We start from the raw sequence: 19,633 nt of genomic DNA on the forward strand, positions 1-19,633 counted from the left end.
GCCGAGCTCCCGTCCGATCAGCATGAGTTGTACTTCCGTGGTGCCTTCGCCGATTTCGAGGATCTTGCTGTCCCGGTAGTGCCGGGCCACCGGGTATTCGTTCATGAACCCGTAGCCGCCGAAGATCTGGGTGGCGTCGCGCGCGTTGTCCATGGCGGCCTCGCCGGCCACCAATTTGGCGATGGAGGCCTGCTTCTTGAAGGGTTTCCCGGCCAGCATGAGCGCTGCGGCGTCGTAGTAGGCGGTGCGGGCGGTATGCGCGCGCGCCTCCATCCGGGCGATCTTGAATGCGATCGCCTGGTTGCTCCCGATCGTCTTCCCGAACGCTTCGCGCTCGCCGGCGTAGCGCACACATTCGTCCACACAACCCTGGGCCGCCCCGACCGACAGTGCGGCGATGGCGATCCGGCCCTCGTCGAGGATGCGCAGGAAGTTGGCGTAGCCGCGACCGCGTTCGCCGAGCAGGTTCTCCTTGGGTACCCGGACCTCGTCGAAGGTGAGCGGATGGGTGTCCGAGGCGTTCCAGCCGACCTTGTTGTAGGCGGGTTCGGCGGTGAACCCGGGAGTGTCCGCCGGGACCAGGATGGTGGAGATCTCCTTCTTGCCCCCGGTCTGCCCGGTCACCGCCGTCACCGTCACCAGGGCGGTGATATCGGTGCCGGAGTTGGTGATGAACTGTTTGCTGCCGTTGATCACCCAGCTGTCACCGTCTTCGACCGCGGTGGTGCGGGTGCCGCCGGCGTCGCTGCCCGCGCCCGGCTCGGTGAGCCCGAACGCGCCGAGCGCCTGCCCGCTCGCCAAGCGTGGCAGCCACTCCTGTTTCTGTTTCTCGTCGCCGAAGCGATAGATCGGCGTGGCGCCGAGCGAGACTCCGGCCTCGAGGGTGATGGCGACGCTCTGGTCGATCTTGCCGAGTTCCTCGAGAGCCAGGCAGAGGGCGAAATAGTCGCCGCCCATCCCGCCGTATTCCTCCGGGAACGGCAATCCGAACAGGCCCATCTTCGCCATCCCGGCGACGACTTCGTACGGGAAACTGTGCTCGGCGTCGTGTTTCGCCGCCACGGGGGCGACCACCTGGTTCGCGAAATCCCGGACGGTCAGTGCCAGGTCGCGGTAGTGCTCGGGCAGCGTGCCGGTGGACAGGAAATCGGTCACCTGTGCCTCTCTTCGTTCTCGGTGTGGATTCGCCGGGACCCGGGCCGGATCAACTCGCGGCGGGTTCGGCTGCGGTATCGGCTGGTTCGCCGGCCTCGGGCGCGGGTTCCGGATGCACCCGCGCGAGCACTTCGTCCAAGCGCACCGGCGCGCCCGCCGCGACGAGTATCTCGACGGTGCCGGCCAGCGGCGCGGTCAGCGAATGCTCCATCTTCATGGCCTCGACCACCAGAATCGGGTCGCCGGCCGCCACCGGCTTCCCGGTTTCCGCCGTGACGGTGAGCACCGTGCCCGGCATGGGGCTGCGGATCTCGGCGTCGTGCGCGGCGGCGTCACCCGCGCGCACCGATTCCTCGGCCAGTTCCCGCAGCAGGGCCGGTCCGGACGCGCCGGCGATCCAGATCGCGTCCGCGGATTCCGCCACCCGATAGTCGCGGCGTATCCCGTCGAGCGTGAGGGTCACCGTGTGGACCACGGTTCCGGTGGGCAGTCCGGCGGCGGCATCGTCTCGACCGAGCGCGGCGACGGCCTGCGCGGGCGCGCCGTCTTCGATCCGCACCTCGGCGGCCTCCGGGGTGCCGGTGAGGTCGACGTGCACCACCCGATCTCCGCCCGCCAGCCGGATCCGGATCGGTGCCTGTGCGCCGAGCCGCCAGCCGTTCGGACGATCCCACGGGTCCGCCGGGCCGGTCGGCCAGCGGCGCAGCCACCGGTACACGGCCGCGGCCGCGAAGATATCGTCGGTGACCGGTGGCGCGTGGAAGTCACCGGCCCGCCGGTCCAGCAGCGCGGTGTCCAGCCGGCCGGCCGCCACATCCGGGTCGGCCAGCAGAAACCGCAGGAAGTCGATATTCGACCGGACCCCGAGCAGCACCGTCTCGGCGAGCGCCCGGTCCAGGGTGGCCAGCGCCGAGTCCCGGTCGGGGCCGTGCGCGACGACCTTGGCGAGCATCGGGTCGTAATCGCTGCCCACGACCGTGCCGACCGCGAGCCCGGAATCGACCCGGACCTCCGGGCCACCGGGTTCCACCAGATCCAGCACGGTGCCGCCGGTGGGCAGGAAATCGCGGGCGGGGTCCTCGGCGTACACCCGGGCCTCGACGGCATGGCCGTGCAGCCGGATATCGTCCTGTGCCAGCCGGATCCGCTGCCCCGCCGCGATTCGAACCTGGCATTCCACCAGGTCGAAACCGGTGATCATCTCGGTGACCGGATGCTCCACCTGCAGGCGGGTGTTCATCTCCATGAAGAAGAATTCGTCGGGCCGGTCGGCGGAGACGATGAACTCGACCGTGCCCGCGCCCACGTAGTCGACGCTGCGCGCGGTGGCGCAGGCGGCGGCGCCGATCCGGGCGCGGGTGGCGGGATCGAGCAGGGGTGAGGGCGCTTCCTCGATCACCTTCTGGTGCCGGCGTTGCAGGCTGCACTCGCGTTCGCCGAGATGCAGCACGGTGCCGTGGGTGTCGGCCAGGATCTGCACCTCGATATGGCGGGGCCGGGTGACGAACCGTTCCAGGAACAGGGTGTCGTCGCCGAAGGCCGCGGCCGCCTCACGCCGGGCGCTGACCAGCGCGGCGGGTAGCGCCGCGGGCTCGTCGACGCGGCGCATACCCTTGCCGCCGCCCCCCGCGGACGGTTTGACCAGCACCGGGAAACCGATATCGGCGGCCGCCGCGACCAGCTGCTCGTCGGTCAGGCCGGGTTCGGCGATCCCGGGGACCACGGGGACACCGGACGCGGCGACCGTGGTCTTCGCGGTGATCTTGTCGCCCATGATCTCGATCGCCGCGGCGGGCGGGCCCAGGAAGACGATTCCGGCAGCGTGCAACGCGGCCGCGAAAGCGGCGTTCTCGGAAAGGAATCCGTAACCGGGATGGACCGCGCCGGCCCCGGTGCGGCGGGCGGCGTCGACGATGCGGTCGATGTTCAGGTAGCTGTCCCGGGCCGCGGCCGGACCCAGCCGTACCGCGATATCCGCGGCACGGACATGCGCGGCACGGGCGTCGGCGTCGCTGTACACCGCGACCGAGCGCAGGCCCATGGCCCGCAGCGTCCGGATGACCCGCACCGCGATCTCACCGCGGTTGGCCACCAGTACCGTGTCGAAGGGCAGGGGATGGTTCGAGTTCAGCATGGTGATCACATCCGGAAGACGCCGTAGGAGACCGGTTCCAGCGGCGCCTGCGCGCACACCGAGAGCGCCAGCCCGAGCACGGTGCGGGTGTCGGTGGGGTCGATGACGCCGTCGTCCCAGAGCCGGGCCGTCGAATAATACGGATTGCCCTGTTCTTCGTACTGCCGCCGGATCGGCTCCTTGAACGCCTCCTGGTCGGCTTCGCTCCACGGCTGCCCGTCACCGTCGAGCTGGTCACCGCGCACCGTGGCCAGTACCGACGCCGCCTGTTCACCGCCCATCACCGAGATCCGGGCGTTGGGCCACATCCACAGGAAACGGGGCGAATAGGCGCGCCCGCACATCGAATAGTTCCCGGCGCCGTAGGAGCCGCCGATCACGACGGTCAGTTTGGGGACCCGCGCGCACGCCACGGCGGTCACCATCTTCGCGCCGTGTTTGGCGATACCGCCGGCCTCGTAGTCGCGGCCGACCATGAAACCGGTGATGTTCTGCAGGAACAGCAGCGGGATCTCGCGTTTGTCGCACAGCTCGATGAAATGCGCGCCCTTCATGGCGGATTCGCTGAACAGCACGCCGTTGTTGGCCACGATGCCCACCGGATGCCCGTGGATACGGGCGAAACCGGTGACCAGCGTGGTGCCGTACTCCGCCTTGAACTCGTGGAACCCGGCGGCGCCGGTATCGTCCGCGTCGACGATGCGGGCGATCACCTCGCGCACGTCGTAGGGGGTGCGCAGATCCGCGGGCACGATGTCGTAGAGCTCGTCGGCGGGGGCGGCGGGTTCGCGGCCGGGCCGCACCTCCCAGGCCGGTTCCGGACGCGGCCCCAGGGTCGCCACGATCCGGCGGACCGTGCGCAGGGCATCGCGATCGTCGTCGGCCAGGTGGTCGGTGACGCCGGAGGTGCGGGAATGCAGGGCGCCGCCGCCCAGCTCCTCCGCGGTCACCACTTCACCGGTGGCCGCCTTCACCAGCGGCGGGCCGCCCAGGAAGATGGTGCCCTGATCGCGCACGATCACCGCTTCGTCGCTCATGGCCGGGACGTAGGCTCCGCCCGCGGTGCACGACCCCAGGACCGCGGCGATCTGGGCGATACCCCGGGCGCTCATGGTGGCCTGGTTGTAGAAGATGCGGCCGAAATGTTCGCGGTCGGGGAACACTTCGTCCTGTTCGGGCAGGTAGGCGCCCCCGGAGTCCACCAGGTACAGGCACGGCAGATTGTTGTGCAGCGCCACTTCCTGGGCGCGCAGATGTTTCTTCACGGTGACCGGGTAATAGGTGCCGCCCTTGACCGTGGCGTCGTTGGCGACGATCACGCATTCCCGGCCGGAGACCCGCCCGATCCCGGTGATGATGCCGGCGCCGGGGGAGGCGCCACCGTACATACCGTCGGCGGCCAGCGGGGACAGCTCCAGGAAGGGGCTACCCGGATCCAGCAGCTGGTCCACCCGGTCGCGGGGCAGGAGTTTGCCGCGGGCGATATGGCGCTGCCGTGCCTTCTCCGGACCGCCCCGGGCAGTCTCGGCCAGACGTTGGCGCAATTGATCGGCCAGGGCGAGATTCGCGGTCCGGTTGGCGGAGTCGGACCTGGTGGCGGGCGCTGGGCTCGCGGTGCGGGTCATCGCGTCATCCTGACGTCTGAGTTAATCGCTGATAACTGGATTTCAGGTTAATCTTGACTAACCGAGTTGTCCAGGGCTGGTGAAAGGAGTGCGGGTGACCAGTGCCGATTCTGCCACCCCGACCCGGCGCGAACTGCTGAAACAGCAGCGGCGTGGCCAGTTGCTCGCCGCCGGGGCGCGGCTGATCGCCGAACGCGGATACCTCGGTATGCGCCTGGATGATCTCGGCGCCGCGGTCGGGATCAGCGGTCCCGCGGTGTACCGGCATTTCCCCAACAAGGAGGCGCTGCTGGTCGAATTGCTGGTGGGAATCAGCCGCCGGTTGCTGGACGGCGGCAGCGCCGTCGCCGCCGACGCGGAAGGCGCCCGGCAGGCGCTGGCCGGGCTGGTGGAATTCCATCTCGACTTCGCGCTCGGTGAACCGGAACTCATCCGCATCCAGGACCGCGACCTCGACAATGTGCCACTACCCGCCCGCCGCGAGATCCGGCGCACCCAACGCCGCTATGTGGAGGTGTGGGTGAAGGTGCTGTGCGAGATGACGCCCGGCCTCACCGAGGAGACCGCCCGGGTACAGGCCCACGCGGTGTTCGGGCTGCTCAACTCCACCCCGCACAGCGCCGCCCCGGCCCGGGACTTCAGCCGCGCCGTGCTGCGCTCGATGGCCCTCGCCGCGCTCACCGGTCCCTTACCGGGCTGAGCCAGCGGTGCGGAAGGTTGGGGCGATTCGTCCGACTGGCTGACTGCTGACCACTGGTCATAGAGTCGCTGCATGACCGAGCAGCGGTCCAATCCGCACGACGCGTATTTCCGCAAAGTGATGTCTCGCCCCGCCAACGCCGCCTCTGAGCTACGCGCCGCGCTACCGGAGTCGATCAGCACCCGCCTGGACTGGACCGCTCTACAGTTGAAGCCGGGCAGCTTCGTGCACTCCGATCTCCGCAACCGGTTCAGCGACCTGCTGTTCTGCACCCGCCTCGACGGGCATCCCGCCTATGTGTATCTGCTGATGGAACACCAATCCAGCAGCGACCGGTTCATGGCCTTCCGCATGCTCGAATACATGGTTGCCATCTGGCGCCAGCACCTCATCGACAACGATAAATCCAAAACACTGCCCGCGATCATCCCGTTGGTCGTGCACAACGCCGCCGACGGGACCCGCTGGTCGCCGGCGCACCCCACCGAACTCGCCGACCTGCTCGATCTCGACTCCGCCGCCCGCGAAGCCCTCGGTCCCCACCTGCCCCGGCTGAAATTCCTGCTAGACGATATCGCCGTCCTGGACCTCGCCGCCCTACGTGAACGTGATCTCACTCCTGCGGCCAGGGTCCTCCTGGTCCTGCAGCGCATCGCACCGAGAAACGGGCGGCTGGGACACGATATGCTGAACTGGCTCGAAGACCTCCGCGCCCTCGATACCGGCCCGGATTCGCTCGGCGACTATCTGACCGTCCTGACCTACATCATGACCGTCGGTGAGACCGCCGAGGCCGATCTTGCGGCGGTCTTCGAACGGCTCGGCCCGCGAGCGAAGGAGGCGATCGTGACCACAGCAGAAACCATCGAAGCACGTGGCGAGGCGCGCGGTGAGGCACGTGGTCGTGTGGAGGCGCTGCTCGAGTTGCTGACTGCGAAGTTCGGGCCGGTGCCCGACGCGGTGGCCGACCGTATCCGCTCGGCCGATCCCGCCCGGGTTCGCATCTGGACGGCTCGAGTGCTGACCGCCACCACCCTCGACGAACTGTTCGCCTGAACCCGAGTATCGCTACGCGGGCCGATCTATACGAGCTGATCGACTGCTCGCCTTACCGGTGAGCAGACGATGCGACCCCGCGCAACAGCACGGATGCGCGAGGTTGTACGCGAGCCGATTCGGTCCTCTGGTCACGTCCGCTGGATCCCGTGGCTTCCAGCCGACACCTGCAAGCAACAATCGCTCGGCCACGGATCCGGGTCGCAACGATGGACCACCCGGCCACCAGTCGCCCGGCCGGACCAATCCGGGCGTGACCATCCGCAGGCTGTCGAAGAATCCGGCGATCTGTTCGCGGGTGCGGAACCAGCCGGACCCGAGCGCTTCCAGATACCGTGCCTGGCACGACACCGCGTATTCGTGGAGGCAGTTGTTGGGTCCAGGGTCGAAAAGGTGGGTGAGCACCAGGAACGAGCCGGGTGGCAGCACCTCGATCCAGCCGTGCACGATCCCGGCAGGGTCGAGATTTTCGTCGACATGATGCATGACCCCGCACAACAGCACACCGACCGGACACTCCAGGTCGAGGTATGTACTGACGGCCGGGTCGTGCAGCAGGTTCGGGTCGGTCAGATCGCCGAGAAGATAGTGGGACTGTTCGTTCGTCGCGAGCAGGGCACGTCCGTGCGCGACACAGATCGGGTCGTTGTCGACGTAGACGACGATCGGCCGGTCTGCCTCGGGGATGCCGCGCGCGAAGTTCACGATCTGGTGCGTGTTCACCCGGCGAGCCTCCGGAACCGGCAGGCCGGCCCCGAGATCGAGAAATTGCCGCACCCCGACAGTGCCGGCGAGATACCGCAGCACGCGCTGCTGGAATTCCCGGCTCGCCCAGGCCGCGGCATACTGGCCCGGCGCCGACTTCTCGAGCTCTATGACGAGGTCCTGGTCGGCCAGGTAATTGTCCTTCCCGCCGAGCACCCTGTTGCCTACCCGCGAGATGCTCGGGCTGATCGCGGCAACACCCATAATCTTCTGCAAGCCGAGCGGCGGCACGACCTCGGTCATCTTCGCATCTCCGGATGCCGGGCCTTCCACCGCGCGATCACACCGTCCACCTCACGTTGCAGGCGTTCACCGTCCTCAGGAGTCGGCTCGGAGTGCGCATCGATGTGCGTATTGAGCGCGAGCAAACCATCTCGTGTCCGTTCGAGCAGCGCGCGATACTCGGTGCTTTCCAACCACCATCCCAGCGCCGACGACATCGCCTCGTTGCTCACAAGAGCCCGAACCGCCTCATTCGGTCTCCGGATCGGTAGTGGTTCCACGGCCCGTTGTCGGCTCTCGCGATCCGTAACTCGTGGAGCGTGCAGTCGTGGCGCATTGTGAAGTGGTTGCGCCACAGCGCCATACGTTGTCTTCCTCATCGTCGTAGACCTCCCCTTGGGCTCTTGACATCTCGCGATCTCAGAGAACCACCGGGTGTGTCCTGCGTGAATGGGATTCGCGTCCACATCGCGTCCACAAAGCCGTTACATTCGACGACATGGACAGTCCCGCCGCGATCGTCGGTGCGCAGCTCCGGGCGGCCCGTGAAGCCGCCGGTGTATCCCTGGCTGCCCTCGCCGACCAGATCCACTACAGCAAATCCGTGCTCGCCTACTACGAGACCGGGGAGCGGACCCCGACCTCTGATGTCATAGCGTGGTACGAAAAGCGTTTCGGTGGCATACAGGACCCGGTAGCTACTTTGCTCACTCTTGGGAAGGCTGACGTGGAACGTCGCTCATTTCTACGTGTCGGATACTCCGCGGCGCTGAGTGCATCGGTTCTGTCGCCTGGGTGGCTTGACCCGGCCGCGGCGGTTTCGACGGTCGAGAAGTCCGGTACACGCCATGTCGGTGAGGCAGATGTGGCCGCAGTAAGAGACGTCATGCATTTGTTCTCGCAGATGGATCAGCGCCTCGGCGGAGGGCATGGACGGAAAGCGGTTGTTCAATACTTGACCGACGAGGTAACCGGCTACCTCAAAGGCTCGTATTCCAGCGAAATCGTACGTCGCGATATGTTCTCAGCGGCAGGGGAATTGGCATATCTCGCCGGATGGATGGCATTCGACGACGGCGAGCATTCCGCAGCGCAACGCTACTTCACAGCGGCGACCAAGCTTGCGGCAGAAGCCGATGATCAACCTCTGGTAGGGCATATCCTCCGTGCGATGGCCCATCAGGCCGTAGATCTCGGACATTATTTGCAAGGTCTGCGACTCGCCGAGGCGTCTGTGTGCGGAAACCGTTACCGATCGGCCTGCCCGCGTGAAAAAGCCCTGCTGAAGGTGGTACACGCCAAGGCATTGAGCGCGGCCGGCCTGGGTGCCGACTCGGCCAAGGCGCTACTAGAGGCCGAAGACCACCTCGCGGCCGCGTCCAACTCGGATACCGAGCCTGCTCGGGTGTTCTTCTTTTCGGAAGCGAGTCTTGCACACGAAACTGCCTGTGCATTGCGTGATTCCGGGGATTTGGCGGGCGCTGCTGAACAGTTCCATATCAGTGTTCGCAAGCGCAGGGCCACAGCATTCACCCGGACTCACGCAGTAACCCTCGGATACCTCGGAACAGTGCAAGCCCGTGCCGGAGAACTCGAGCGGGCCTGCACCACATGGGGGTCTGCTCTGACCGCGATGAATGGAGTGCAGTCAGGGCGCACACGCAACGTCGCCCGCGATATCCGCGCAACTGTGGCGCCCTATGTTGACCAAGCCATCGCAGGCGTGAGAGATATCGACGAGCGAGCTGCCGATTATCTGGCCGTAAGCGGTAAATGAGTAAGAGAGCCAAATGACAGACGAAGCGTTCGAAGTCGTTCCGGTCGCGCATGTAGTCGGTGGTCGTCGGGAGCCCACGGATGACCACTGGGGTGGCGCAGAAGCAATAATTCGCATAGATGACAGCCGATTCGCCGAGGAGTCGGTACAAGGTTTGGAGGATTTCAGCCATCTCGAGATCGTCTTCCGTTTCCACCTCACCGATCCGGCAGATCTGCATTTCGGCGCCCGCAGCGCACGCGACAACCCCGAGTGGCCGAAAGTCGGCATCTTCGGCCACAGGAACATGCGCCGACTCAACTGGCTCGGAGTATCCCGCACTCGTTTGTTAGGGGTGGACGGGCTGGACCTCCACGTCGCCGAGTTGGATGCCGTGGACGGCACACCGGTATTGGACATCAAACCGTGGTTCGCGGAGTTCGGCCCACGCGGGGAGGTCCACCAGGCGCCGTGGTCCACCGAAATGCTGAAAGACTACTTCTAGGCGGCACCGGCCAGTGCGCCGGCAGAGTTGGGAGCAGGGCCCCGGGCCGGTCAGAAGTCCATGTCGGACCAGGGGATAGTGATCGGGAACGGGTGGTTGATCGTAATCGACCCCGTATCGGTCGGTGACCAAGCGCCCGCCAAGATGTAGTTGGCACGATGCAGCACGGTGATGCCGGGTTCGGGAGGACGCACGTCGGTTACGAGCGTGTACGCGTGGATATGAGCGATCTCGCTGCGCTGGGTCGCCAGGGTCACCTCCCAGTACCAAGGAATCCCGGCTTTGGCGTAGCGGGCCTTCTTCAGTTCCATGTCGGCATCCGAGTTCGACGGGGACAACACTTCGCCCACCAGCACGACCCGATCAGAGCGCACATACCGGTACGGTTCGCTCATGCACCGATAGACCATGAAGTCCGGGGTGACGAAATCGGACATCCCGGCCCGACCGAAGAACACATTGGTCTCGGTGCTCACCCGCCAGCATTGCTCGGGGTCGGCCGACATCGCCGTACGTGCACATCGCCGCAGTCCACTCCAAAGCAGGTTGGTGAACTCCTGGTGTTCATGGGGGCCGCGTCGCAACCACACCACTCGCCCGTTCCAGAGTTCGATGCGTTCGGCGATCTCCTCGGGTAGGGTTTCGAGCTCCTCCCAGGTCATGTACTCCGGGAGTTCGGGGCGCTGTACATCCGGCCGCGACATGGTGCAATGGTAGCCCAAGCAGGCCTTTGGCCTGCGAGTTTGCCGAGACCGAGGCTCGACACAGCCCGTGAGGTCCCGGCGCCGGTCATGACCGCAATGTGTCAGGGGTCGCCGGAACGCAGGGCTTGATCGGTGCTGCGGCGGTTGACCCTGACGCAGGGTGAACCTTTCACCATGGCGGCATGTCTGCGAAAGTCGATCACTTCACGGTCCGTCACGGCGATGCCACCATCGCGATGTCTCGCGGCGGACGGGGACGACCGCTGGTCCTGTGCCCCGGGCTTCTCACGACACAGGCCGATCTGCACGAGCTGACCGAGCTGCTGCGGCGCGATCACGACGTGGTGACCTTCGATCTGCGGGGCCACGGTCTCTCCTCGGCTGCCGACCGGTACTCGTTCGAGACGTTCCTGGACGATTTCCGCGCTGTGATGGCGGAGGTGGGTCGCCTCGGACTGCCCGCGCGGCCCGTCCTCGTGGGCCACTCGCTGGGCGCGGATCTGGTCGTGCACTATGTCTGCGAGCATCCCGGCGCCGCTGCCGGGCTGGTTCTCGTCGACGGCGCGAATCCGGTGCCCGAACCCTTCGTCACCGAGGCCGACCTGCCGGAATTCCGTGCGATGTTCGACAGTCTCGCGATATGGACGCAGAGCCTGGAAGGCACCCCGCGTCAGGTGATGCTCACCGCCGAGGAGACGCTCGACCTGAATCTCGAGGTGGATGTGGTCCGGTCTGCGATCCTCGACCGGTATCGGAAGATCGACGCTCCGATCAGCATGATCATGTCGACTTCGATGGCCGGCGACAGCGGCGAAGGGCGCGCGCCGTGGCGCAATCAGAACTGGCGGGCCGGTATCGAGCGGTTGGTTCACGACCGGCCGCACATTTACGTGTCGTGGCTCGATGCCGGTCACGGGCTGGTCGTCACCCGGGCCCAGGAGATCGCCCAGCTCGTCCGGGGCGCCACCGGTCGGCCGAATTCGTAACCGGACGCGGGTGGAGGAGACTGGTTCGATGCTCACCATCGGCGAAGTGGCCTCGTACGCCGGGGTGACGGTCCGTGCGGTGCGGCACTACCACGCGAAAGGACTGCTGCCGGAGCCGGAGCGGGACCACTCCGGTTACCGGAGATACGACGCCGCCGCTGTGGTCGAGCTGATCAGGATCCGTACGCTCGCCGAGGCCGGGGTTCCGCTGGCGCGCGTGCGGGAGCTCCTGCAGGCCGACGCGACGGAGTTCGCGGCGGCGGTCGCAGAGATCGACGAGCAGTTGCAGGCAGAGATCCGGCAGCGGCAGCGGCTGCGCGGCCGGATCGCCTGCCTCGCTGCCGGGGACAATCTGGTGTTGCCTTCGCGGTTGGTCGAGTTTCTCGATCGATTGCGGGCGCTCGGAGTCGACGAGCGGATCGTCCAGGTCGAACGTGAAGGCTGGATCCCGCTGGTCGCGCGTTCGCCGGAACAGGTTTCGGAATGGATCGCCCGGAAGTGGGAACAGCTGGCCGACCCTCAACTCATCGATTTCTATCTCACGCTGGGCGAGGCGCTGGATCGGCCCGATGACCGCAGCCTTGCCGAATTGGCCGACAAGATGGCCTCCTACATCACGCGACTGGCAGACACGCGGGGCGAACACTATCTCAACACATCCGATATCGAGCCACCTCTGGTCGAGCTGCTGGACACGCTGGCGTTCGAGACCTGGCCGCCGGCCCGTCGCCTGACCGAACTACTGCGGCAGCGCGGGTGGACCGGCTGGACCGAGCTTCGGCACATGGGCCCGACACGGGACGTCGGTAGGTCCTGATCTGTGCCGATAGCCCGACAGCGGCTTCTTGTGGCCGTGTTTCAGTGCCGGACGTTCGCCGCGCTGTCGCGGGCGGCGTCGGCCCGATCGATATCGGCCAGATCGAAGCCCTTGGTCTCCCGGGCGACCAGCACCGCGACGGCGGTCACCGCGGCCGCGCCCGCGAGATACAGCGCGATCGGTACCGCCGAATCGAAGACCTCGAGCAGTTTCACGGCGATCACCGGGGCCAGCGAACCGGCGACGATCGAGGTCACCTGGTAGCCCAGTGACACCCCGGAGTACCGCATCCGGGTCGGGAACCATCAGGAAGGTCGCCGCACCCACCAGGATCAGGCTGAACTGCAGCAGGCGTTTGCGCCCGTAGCGGTCGCCGAAATGGCCGAACACGATCCCGCCGAGCGGGCGGGCCGCGAAACCCACGGCATAGGTCAGGAAGGCTTTGAGGATCGCGTCGAGTTCGCTGTCGGACTCCGGGAAGAAGATCTTGCTGAACACCAGGGTCGCGGCGGTGCCGTAGAGAAAGAACTCATACCACTCGACCACGGTCCCCGCCATCGAGGCGGCGACCACCCGGCGCAACCCGGACCGATCCGGTGGCGAGGCCCCGTCGGCTTTCCCGGACCTGTCCACCACACTCATCGCCGACTCCTCACACGCTCCGGCCCCGGCGACGGGGCCACACGGAGTATTACCCGGCGACGGTCACGGTATCGGCGGTTTCGCGGGGTCGATTCGTGGGGTGCCCGACCCGGCGGTGGTGCCGGACGAGACCGGCCGCGGGCCGAACCGTGTGGTCCCGCACCCGCCGCCAGGTCGCGCGGCGGGTGCGGTCGCGGCGGGTCGCCTCACCGGGCCAGTTGCAGGACGAGCGTGGCGACCACCGGAGCCAGGTAGAGCAGCGGGAACACCGCGGTCTTGTACGAGCGTGCCCGCAGCGCGGTCGCGGTCGCGCCGAGGAAGTAGACGATCAGGCCGACGGCCGCGGCCACGCCGAGCACGGGTACGGCGAAACCGGCGAGCAATCCCAGCGCCCCGGCGCTCTTGGCCAGCGCCAGCCAGTTCCACCACGCCCGCGGCACACCGTACTGTTCGAGCGATTCGACCACGAACTGCTTCTTCGCGAACAGCGAGTAACCCGAGAACCCGACCCACAGGGCGGTCAGGACCGTGACGATGTAGTAGGCGACGTCCATGGCGAATCTTTTCCTTCTCTATGACCGGCGCACCCCCGGCGAACACTGCATCGACGACGCGGGACCTCCAGGTGTGACATCGGCGGCCTGCCCCGCGGCGGCCCCCCATCCGGAGATCGGCGGCCTCGGGCCCTGACGGTGCCGCGGGGCCACCCGGGCCGGCCGAGGTACACACCTCTGTCCGTTCCGGACGGGCGGCATCCGTGGTCGAGCACCGTCCCGGGGCCGGTACCGGCCGAGTGGGAATGTGGAGGCGCGAAGACCTGGGGCCGGCCGGCGCCCGACCCGCGGGGCCGTAGGCGGTGTAAATGGACCCGGCCGCCCTAGGCTTATCCGTATGGCCTCACTTTCCGACCCCAACGTGCGTGAATTCCTCAGTTACGGAACCCGGACAGCCAAAGTCGCATTCACCGCGAGCGACGGGCGTCCGCTGGTGACGCCGGTGTGGTTCCTGCTCGACGGCGACGAGATCATTTTCACCACCGGTAAGGAGACCGCCAAGGGGAAAGCGCTGCAGCGCGACCCCCGGATCGCGATGGTGGTGGACCTCGAGGAGCCGCCCTATGCGGCGGTGCAGATCCAGGGCACGGTGGCGCTGTCCGAGGATCCGGCCGAGCTGCTGCGCTCGGCGACCGCGCTCGGCGGGCGCTATATGGGTACGGCCCGTGCCGACGAGTTCGGGCGGCGCAACGGTGTCCCCGGCGAACTGCTGGTCCGGGTACAGCCGACCAAGGTCATCGCTTTCTTCGACGCCGTGGGGAGCTGACCGCGACGGTTCGTACCGGGCGCGGCTCACGCGGGTTCCGGCGGCTGCGCACCGGGACCACGGTGCGCAGAACCGGTGGGCGGCGCGGGGACGGATCGGCCGCGTCGAGCCGGTGAAGGTGGGTCGCGATCAGATCCGCCGGGCGGGCCCGGGCAGGGTAGGCACCGGCCGGTGCCTACACTCCACACATGACGGTGCACTTCATCGGAGCCGGGCCCGGCGCCGCGGATCTGCTGACGGTGCGCGCGGTGGAGTTGCTGCGGCGGTGTCAGGTCTGCCTGTACCCGGGCACATATCTCGATCCCGAAGTGCTCGCTCATTGCGCGTCGGCCACCGAACTCATCGATACCCAGCGGCTCGACCTGGACGAGATCACGGCGCATATGGTGCGCGCCACAGCGGCGGGTCGCGAGGTCGCGCGATTGTGCTCGGGTGATCCGTCTCTCTACTCCGCTCTCACCGAACAGGCCCGCCGGCTCGATGCCGCCGGAGTGGCGTGGGATATCACCCCGGGTGTGCCCGCGTACGCCGCCGCGGCGGCACTGCTGGGTACCGAGCTGACCGTCCCCGAGGTCGCGCAGTCGGTGGTGCTCACCCGTACGCAGGCCAGGTCGACCGTGATGCCGGAGACCGAGGCACTGGCACAATTCGCGCGCACCCGGGCCACGCTGGTGCTGCACCTGGCGATTACCCGTATCCGGCAGCTCGCGCTGGAACTCGTCGCGGACTACGGGCCGGACTGCCCGGCCGCGGTGGTCTATCGCGCGAGTCAACCGGACCAGATCGTGTTGCGCGGCACATTGGCCGATATCGCGGATCGGGTCGAGGCGGCGGGGCTGTCCCGGGCGGCGGTGATCCTGGTCGGGCGGGCACTGGAGACCGGCATCGACTGTGCGCAATCGCACCTTTACGACCCGGTACGTGACCGCAGTCACCTGGGCGGATGAGGCCGGGGCGGCCGAACTGCCCAGGGGACCCCGGAAACCGCCCGTTGACCGGTGGCACCCTCGCCGAACTCGGTTGGTGACACGGCTGTGCTTCGGTAGATTGGGTCGGTGGTCAGGAGTCGACGCCCGGGTGCGATGGCACAGTGGCATGGGGCACCGGGTGTGCCGGGTGGTACGGGGCACCCGATGTAACGGCTCCGGCTTCACAAACGGATAACTCCGATGGACATTTCTGCCTGAGCAAAACGAGAAGTGGGCCTGGAACCGCGGTTGCCGCGTTGTCGGCGGTACACGTCGCGCTCCGGGTGTTGACTGGAAGCGCACGCGTGCGTTCCGGAAGCGAGGTTACGGTTGGACCGGCTGGACAACGGTGGGAACGGTACGGACAGTGGCGCAGCAGCCACGGACGGGAGCCTGTTCCCCCTGTCGCCCGCGCAGCTGGGCATCTGGTATGCGCAGCATCTGGACCCGCAGGTTCCGATCAATATCGCACAGTACGTCGAGCTGCGCGGTGAACTCGATATCGACACCCTTACCCGGGCCGTCCTGGCCGCCTCCCATGAGGTGGGTTCCTCCTTCCTGCGCATCGTCGAACGTGACGGGGAGCCGCTGCAGTGGGTCGACCATTCGATTGCCGACTACGACGGGGTCGGCTATGTCGATCTGCGTGCTGCCGACGATCCGGCCGCGGCCGCTCAGGAGTGGATGCACGGCGAGTACAGCCGTCCACTGGAGCTGACCGAGGATCGGGTGTCCGCCAGCTTCGCCCTGCACCTGGGCGACGATCATTGGTACTGGTATTCGCGCGTCCACCACATCGCGTTCGACGGTTTGGGCGCGATGACGTACGTGAACCGGGTCGCCGAGCTCTACACGGCCTATCGCAACGGGACCGAGCCGACGCCGTCCAAGGCGGTGTCGCTGGGCACGCTGTACGAGCAGGAAATCGCCTATCGCGGCAGCACCCGATTCGAATCGGACAAAGAGTACTGGGCCGAACGCGTCACCGGACTCGAGCCGGGCAACGGCCTCACCGGCCGGACAGCTCCGCCGGCTGCCCGTAAGGGAGTGCGGCGGGCGGCGCTGACCGATGACCGGCAGACCTCGCTGGACGCAGCTCTGGCCCGGCGCGATTCCACCTCGGCCCAGGAGTTGCTGGCCGCGTTCGCCGCTTATCTGGCACAGTGCACCGGCACCCGAGAAGTGGTGTTGAGTCTGCCGGTCACCGCGCGGGTCACGGCGGCCATGCGCCGCTCGGGTGGCGCATTGTCGAATATCGTTCCACTGCGGCTGCGCGTCGGATACGACACCACGGTCGCGGAGTTGCTGCGGCAGGTCCAGGTGGAAGTGGCCGGGGCCCTGCGCCATCAGCGCTATCGGAGCGAGGATATCCGCCGCGACGCCGGCGCGCTCACCACGTCCTTCGGCCCGCTGGTCAACATCATGCTGTTCGACGACGAGATCGTCCTCGGCGAGGTGGTCGGCACCCTGCAGGTGCTGACCACCGGCATAATCACCGATCTCAGCGTCAACCTCTATCAGTCGATGCGCGGCGCCCGGTTGCATCTCGACTTCGAGTACAACCCAAACCTGTACACCACCACCGAGGCCGACGGGCACCACACGCGTTTCCTGGAGTTCTTCGACCGCTTCCTCGCGGCCGGAACCGATACGCCGGTGTGGGAGCTGGACCTCACCCCCGCGGCCGAACGCTCCCGAATGCTGGTGGAGTGGAACGATTCGGCGCGGGCGGTACCGAGCGTCACCCTGCCGGCCCTGCTCGCCGAGCAGGCGGCGCGTACGCCCGACGCGATCGCCGTTGCCGCCGAGGGCCGGGCGCTCACCTATGCCGAATTCACCGGCCGGGTCAATCGGCTGGCGCGCCATCTGATCGAGGCCGGGGTGGGCCCGGAAATACCGGTGGCGATCGCGATGCGCCGGTCGGTCGAGTTGGTGGTGGCCGTCCACGCGGTCGTCGCCGCGGGTGGTGCGTATGTGCCGCTGGATCTGGATCATCCGGCGGAGCGAATCGACTATGTGCTCGATACCGCCGCACCGGTTTGTGTGCTGACACGCAGCGGAGACGGGTTCGACGCCGCACCACGGCCGGTCGTCGTGGTCGACGAGGTCGATCTGTCCGGGTATGCGGATACACCGCTGTCGGACGCGGATCGGCGGGCGCCGCTGCGGCCGGGCAATGCCGCCTATGTGATCTTCACGTCCGGTTCGACCGGGCGTCCGAAGGGCGTGGTGGTCTCGCATGCGGCGGTGCGCAACCAGATCGCGTGGATCGTCGGTCAGTACGAGTTCACCGGCGAAGATGTGGTGCTGTTCAAGACCCCGGCGACTTTCGATGTGTCGGTGTGGGAGTTGTTCGCGCCGTTGACCGTGGGTGCGCGGATGGTCGTGGCGGAAGCCGACGGCCATCGTGATCCGGCTTATCTGAGTGCGGTTATCGCCGAGCAGCGGGTGACGGCGACGTCGTTCGTGCCGTCGATGCTGTCGGTGTTCGCCGAGAGCGCCACGGCCGACCCGGGTGCGCTGTCGTCGTTGCGGTTGCTGTTCGTGGCCGGTGAGGCGTTCACCGGTGATGTGGTGGCCGCGGTGCGGCAGGTCAGTGACGTGGCGCTGTACAACTTGTACGGTCCCACCGAGTTCACGGTGCATGCCACACATGCTGTCGTTCCCGATGGTGTGGTGGGTGCGGTGCCGATCGGTGGACCGGTGTGGAACGCGCGGGTCTACGTACTGGACTCGCGGTTGCGTCCGGTCCCGGCGGGGGTGACCGGTGAGCTGTATCTGTCGGGTACGCAGCTGGCGCGCGGGTACGCGGGCCGGGCGGACCTGAGCGCGGACCGGTTCGTGGCCAACCCCTTCGGCACCGGCGAGCGGATGTATCGCACCGGCGATGTGGTGCGCTGGACCACTACCGGCGAACTGGTGTATGTGGGCCGGTCGGATTTCCAGGTGAAGGTACGTGGTCAGCGTATCGAGCTGGGGGAGATCGAGTCCGCGTTGGTCGAGCACGGGTCGGTGGCGCGTGCGGTGGTGACCGCGAAGTCGGATCCGCAGACCGGTGACCGGCTGGTGGGTTACGTGATTGCCGCGCCGTCGGCGGCCGTCGACACCGACGAACTGCGTCGCCATCTGACCGACCGGTTGCCGGCCTACATGGTGCCGACCGTGTTGATGGTGCTGGACGAGTTCCCGTTGAACGCCTCGGGCAAGCTGGACCGCCGGGCGTTGCCGGAGCCGGTGTTCGAGGCGCAGGAATTCCGGGCGCCGTCGACCCCGCTCGAGGAGCTCGTGGCCGGGGTTTTCTCCGAGGTTCTGGGTGTCGAGCGGGTCGGCGCCGAGGCCGATTTCTTCACCCTCGGTGGTAACTCGCTGAGCGCGACCCAGGTCGCGGCGCGACTGGGTAAGGCGCTGGGTACGCAGGTGCCGGTGCGCGCGCTGTTCGAAGCCTCCACGGTGGCCGGTCTGGCGGTGCGGTTGGCGCAGCAGGCCGGAACCGACGGCCGTGCGGAATTGGTGCCGCAGCCGCGGCCGACCCGGGTCACGGCCTCGGGTGAGGTCGTGAGCGCGGTGCCGCTGTCGCCGGCGCAGCAGCGGATGTGGTTCCTGAACCGCTTCGACGGCGGTTCGGCGGCATACAATGTTCCACTCGCGATCCGCTTGTCCGGTGAGCTGAATGTGGATGCGCTGCGGGCTGCGGTGTCGGACCTCGTGGCGCGGCACGAGGTGCTGCGGACGGTGTATCCGGAAACCGAGTCCGGCCCGGTCCAGGTGGTGTTGCCGGCCGGGGACGCGGCACCGCGACTGGAGGTGCAGTCGGTCGCCGCTGCGGATGTTGTGGCGGCGGTGACGGAGTTTGCGTCGGCCGGGTTCGATGTGACGGCCGAGGTGCCGTTGCGGGTCGAGCTGCTGCGTGTGCGGGGCGCGGGCGATACCGACGAAGTACCCGGTGTCGCCGGTGAATTCGTGCTGGCGATGGTGGTGCACCATATCGCGGCCGACGGGGCCTCGGCGGGGCCGCTGTTCCGGGATCTGATGACGGCGTATGCGGCGCGTACCGCCGGGGATGTTCCGGGGTGGTCGCCGTTGCCGGTGCAGTATGCGGATTACAGCATCTGGCAGCGGGAACTGCTGGGTGATGAGGCCGATCCGAAATCGCTGGCGGCGCAGCAGGTCGGATACTGGCAGTCGACGTTGGCCGGCATACCCGATCAGTTGGATCTGCCGTCGGATCGCCCGCGGCCGGCGGTGCAGTCGTTCGCCGGTGGCCGGGTCGAGGTCACG

At 67.3% G+C, this 19,633-nt stretch carries 17 protein-coding genes and 1 pseudogene; 9 read left to right on the forward strand and 9 right to left on the reverse strand.

The genetic code is table 11. The annotated features are described in order from the left end of the window. From NF4_RS35585 to NF4_RS35595, 3 genes are all read right to left on the reverse strand, one after another. Window positions 1-1,155: acyl-CoA dehydrogenase family protein (locus NF4_RS35585; RefSeq protein WP_063131787.1), on the reverse strand; the 1,155-nt coding region annotated here is incomplete at its 3' end. Window positions 1,156-1,204: 49 nt separating this feature from the next. Continuing rightward, window positions 1,205-3,289, reverse strand: coding sequence for an acetyl/propionyl/methylcrotonyl-CoA carboxylase subunit alpha (locus NF4_RS35590; protein WP_063131800.1), 2,085 nt, complete (start codon window positions 3,287-3,289; stop codon window positions 1,205-1,207). A 5-nt stretch (window positions 3,290-3,294) separates the two neighbouring features. Next, window positions 3,295-4,914 (reverse strand): carboxyl transferase domain-containing protein, encoded by a 1,620-nt coding sequence (locus NF4_RS35595; RefSeq protein WP_063131788.1) that lies wholly within the window; start codon window positions 4,912-4,914, stop codon window positions 3,295-3,297. Between the two features lie 94 nt (window positions 4,915-5,008). On the opposite strand from NF4_RS35595, the gene NF4_RS35600 reads away from it, so the two are divergent. Beyond that, window positions 5,009-5,614 (forward strand): SACE_7040 family transcriptional regulator, encoded by a 606-nt coding sequence (locus NF4_RS35600; protein ID WP_063131801.1) that lies wholly within the window; start codon window positions 5,009-5,011, stop codon window positions 5,612-5,614. A 72-nt stretch (window positions 5,615-5,686) separates the two neighbouring features. Further along, entirely contained in the window at window positions 5,687-6,670 is a 984-nt protein-coding gene (locus NF4_RS35605; protein ID WP_063131789.1) for an Rpn family recombination-promoting nuclease/putative transposase, read from the forward strand. Between the two features lie 12 nt (window positions 6,671-6,682). On the opposite strand, the gene NF4_RS35610 is transcribed toward NF4_RS35605, so the two are convergent. Next, window positions 6,683-7,678, reverse strand: a complete 996-nt coding sequence (locus NF4_RS35610; protein ID WP_063131790.1) for an SAM-dependent methyltransferase — start codon at window positions 7,676-7,678, stop codon at window positions 6,683-6,685. Continuing rightward, window positions 7,675-7,890 (reverse strand): hypothetical protein, encoded by a 216-nt coding sequence (locus NF4_RS35615; protein WP_063131791.1) that lies wholly within the window; start codon window positions 7,888-7,890, stop codon window positions 7,675-7,677. The genes NF4_RS35610 and NF4_RS35615 overlap by 4 nt, the downstream gene beginning before the upstream one ends. Before the next feature lie 266 nt (window positions 7,891-8,156). Between NF4_RS35615 and NF4_RS35620 the strand changes: the two genes are divergently transcribed. Together NF4_RS35620 and NF4_RS35625 are read left to right on the forward strand one after the other, a co-directional pair. After that, window positions 8,157-9,434 (forward strand): helix-turn-helix domain-containing protein, encoded by a 1,278-nt coding sequence (locus tag NF4_RS35620; protein ID WP_063131792.1) that lies wholly within the window; start codon window positions 8,157-8,159, stop codon window positions 9,432-9,434. 13 nt (window positions 9,435-9,447) lie between these two features. Next, entirely contained in the window at window positions 9,448-9,918 is a 471-nt protein-coding gene (locus NF4_RS35625) for an SAM-dependent methyltransferase (RefSeq protein ID WP_063131793.1), read from the forward strand. A 50-nt stretch (window positions 9,919-9,968) separates the two neighbouring features. On the opposite strand, the gene NF4_RS35630 is transcribed toward NF4_RS35625, so the two are convergent. Further along, the gene (locus tag NF4_RS35630) at window positions 9,969-10,622 is read right to left on the reverse strand and encodes a Uma2 family endonuclease (protein ID WP_063131794.1); all 654 of its coding nucleotides are present in this window, start codon (window positions 10,620-10,622) and stop codon (window positions 9,969-9,971) included. Window positions 10,623-10,804: 182 nt separating this feature from the next. Here NF4_RS35630 and NF4_RS35635 point away from each other — a divergent pair, with 182 nt between their 5' ends. Further along, the gene (locus NF4_RS35635; RefSeq protein ID WP_063131795.1) at window positions 10,805-11,608 is read left to right on the forward strand and encodes an alpha/beta fold hydrolase; all 804 of its coding nucleotides are present in this window, start codon (window positions 10,805-10,807) and stop codon (window positions 11,606-11,608) included. Window positions 11,609-11,636: 28 nt separating this feature from the next. Beyond that, the gene (locus tag NF4_RS35640) at window positions 11,637-12,425 is read left to right on the forward strand and encodes a MerR family transcriptional regulator (RefSeq protein WP_063131802.1); all 789 of its coding nucleotides are present in this window, start codon (window positions 11,637-11,639) and stop codon (window positions 12,423-12,425) included. Between the two features lie 41 nt (window positions 12,426-12,466). Here NF4_RS35640 and NF4_RS40365 read toward each other — a convergent pair whose 3' ends face one another. From NF4_RS40365 to NF4_RS35650, 3 genes and pseudogenes are all read right to left on the reverse strand, one after another. Further along, the gene (locus NF4_RS40365) at window positions 12,467-12,715 is read right to left on the reverse strand and encodes a hypothetical protein (protein ID WP_063131796.1); all 249 of its coding nucleotides are present in this window, start codon (window positions 12,713-12,715) and stop codon (window positions 12,467-12,469) included. Window positions 12,716-12,728: 13 nt separating this feature from the next. After that, window positions 12,729-13,067 (reverse strand): annotated as a pseudogene (locus NF4_RS40370) (MFS transporter); the annotation flags it as partial. A gap of 206 nt (window positions 13,068-13,273) precedes the next feature. Continuing rightward, window positions 13,274-13,621: a DoxX family protein gene (locus NF4_RS35650; protein WP_063131797.1), complete on the reverse strand. Its 348-nt coding sequence runs from the start codon at window positions 13,619-13,621 to the stop codon at window positions 13,274-13,276. A 337-nt stretch (window positions 13,622-13,958) separates the two neighbouring features. Here NF4_RS35650 and NF4_RS35655 point away from each other — a divergent pair, with 337 nt between their 5' ends. The 3 genes from NF4_RS35655 to NF4_RS35665 all read left to right on the forward strand — a co-directional run. Further along, a complete protein-coding gene (locus NF4_RS35655; RefSeq protein ID WP_063131798.1) occupies window positions 13,959-14,387 on the forward strand; it encodes a PPOX class F420-dependent oxidoreductase in 429 nt (142 codons plus the stop codon). A gap of 188 nt (window positions 14,388-14,575) precedes the next feature. Further along, the gene (gene cobM, locus NF4_RS35660; RefSeq protein ID WP_063131799.1) at window positions 14,576-15,334 is read left to right on the forward strand and encodes a precorrin-4 C(11)-methyltransferase; all 759 of its coding nucleotides are present in this window, start codon (window positions 14,576-14,578) and stop codon (window positions 15,332-15,334) included. Between the two features lie 351 nt (window positions 15,335-15,685). Further along, window positions 15,686-19,633, forward strand: a 3,948-nt coding sequence (locus tag NF4_RS35665) for a non-ribosomal peptide synthetase (RefSeq protein WP_157120786.1), incomplete at its 3' end; no start/stop codon positions are given.

This window comes from Nocardia fusca NBRC 14340 (assembly GCF_001618425.1).
Taxonomy (GTDB): Bacteria; Actinomycetota; Actinomycetes; order Mycobacteriales; family Mycobacteriaceae; genus Nocardia; species Nocardia fusca.

Coding starts and splice junctions, on each gene's coding strand:
- cobM (WP_063131799.1), top strand. CDS start 14,576: ATGACGGTGCACTTCATCGGAGCCGGGCCCGGCGCCGCGGATCTGCTG.
- NF4_RS35620 (WP_063131792.1), top strand. CDS start 8,157: ATGGACAGTCCCGCCGCGATCGTCGGTGCGCAGCTCCGGGCGGCCCGT.
- NF4_RS35625 (WP_063131793.1), top strand. CDS start 9,448: ATGACAGACGAAGCGTTCGAAGTCGTTCCGGTCGCGCATGTAGTCGGT.
- NF4_RS35650 (WP_063131797.1), bottom strand. CDS start 13,621: ATGGACGTCGCCTACTACATCGTCACGGTCCTGACCGCCCTGTGGGTC.
- NF4_RS35605 (WP_063131789.1), top strand. CDS start 5,687: ATGACCGAGCAGCGGTCCAATCCGCACGACGCGTATTTCCGCAAAGTG.
- NF4_RS35590 (WP_063131800.1), bottom strand. CDS start 3,289: ATGCTGAACTCGAACCATCCCCTGCCCTTCGACACGGTACTGGTGGCC.
- NF4_RS35630 (WP_063131794.1), bottom strand. CDS start 10,622: ATGTCGCGGCCGGATGTACAGCGCCCCGAACTCCCGGAGTACATGACC.
- NF4_RS35655 (WP_063131798.1), top strand. CDS start 13,959: ATGGCCTCACTTTCCGACCCCAACGTGCGTGAATTCCTCAGTTACGGA.
- NF4_RS35610 (WP_063131790.1), bottom strand. CDS start 7,678: ATGACCGAGGTCGTGCCGCCGCTCGGCTTGCAGAAGATTATGGGTGTT.
- NF4_RS40365 (WP_063131796.1), bottom strand. CDS start 12,715: ATGCGGTACTCCGGGGTGTCACTGGGCTACCAGGTGACCTCGATCGTC.
- NF4_RS35640 (WP_063131802.1), top strand. CDS start 11,637: ATGCTCACCATCGGCGAAGTGGCCTCGTACGCCGGGGTGACGGTCCGT.
- NF4_RS35635 (WP_063131795.1), top strand. CDS start 10,805: ATGTCTGCGAAAGTCGATCACTTCACGGTCCGTCACGGCGATGCCACC.
- NF4_RS35595 (WP_063131788.1), bottom strand. CDS start 4,914: ATGACCCGCACCGCGAGCCCAGCGCCCGCCACCAGGTCCGACTCCGCC.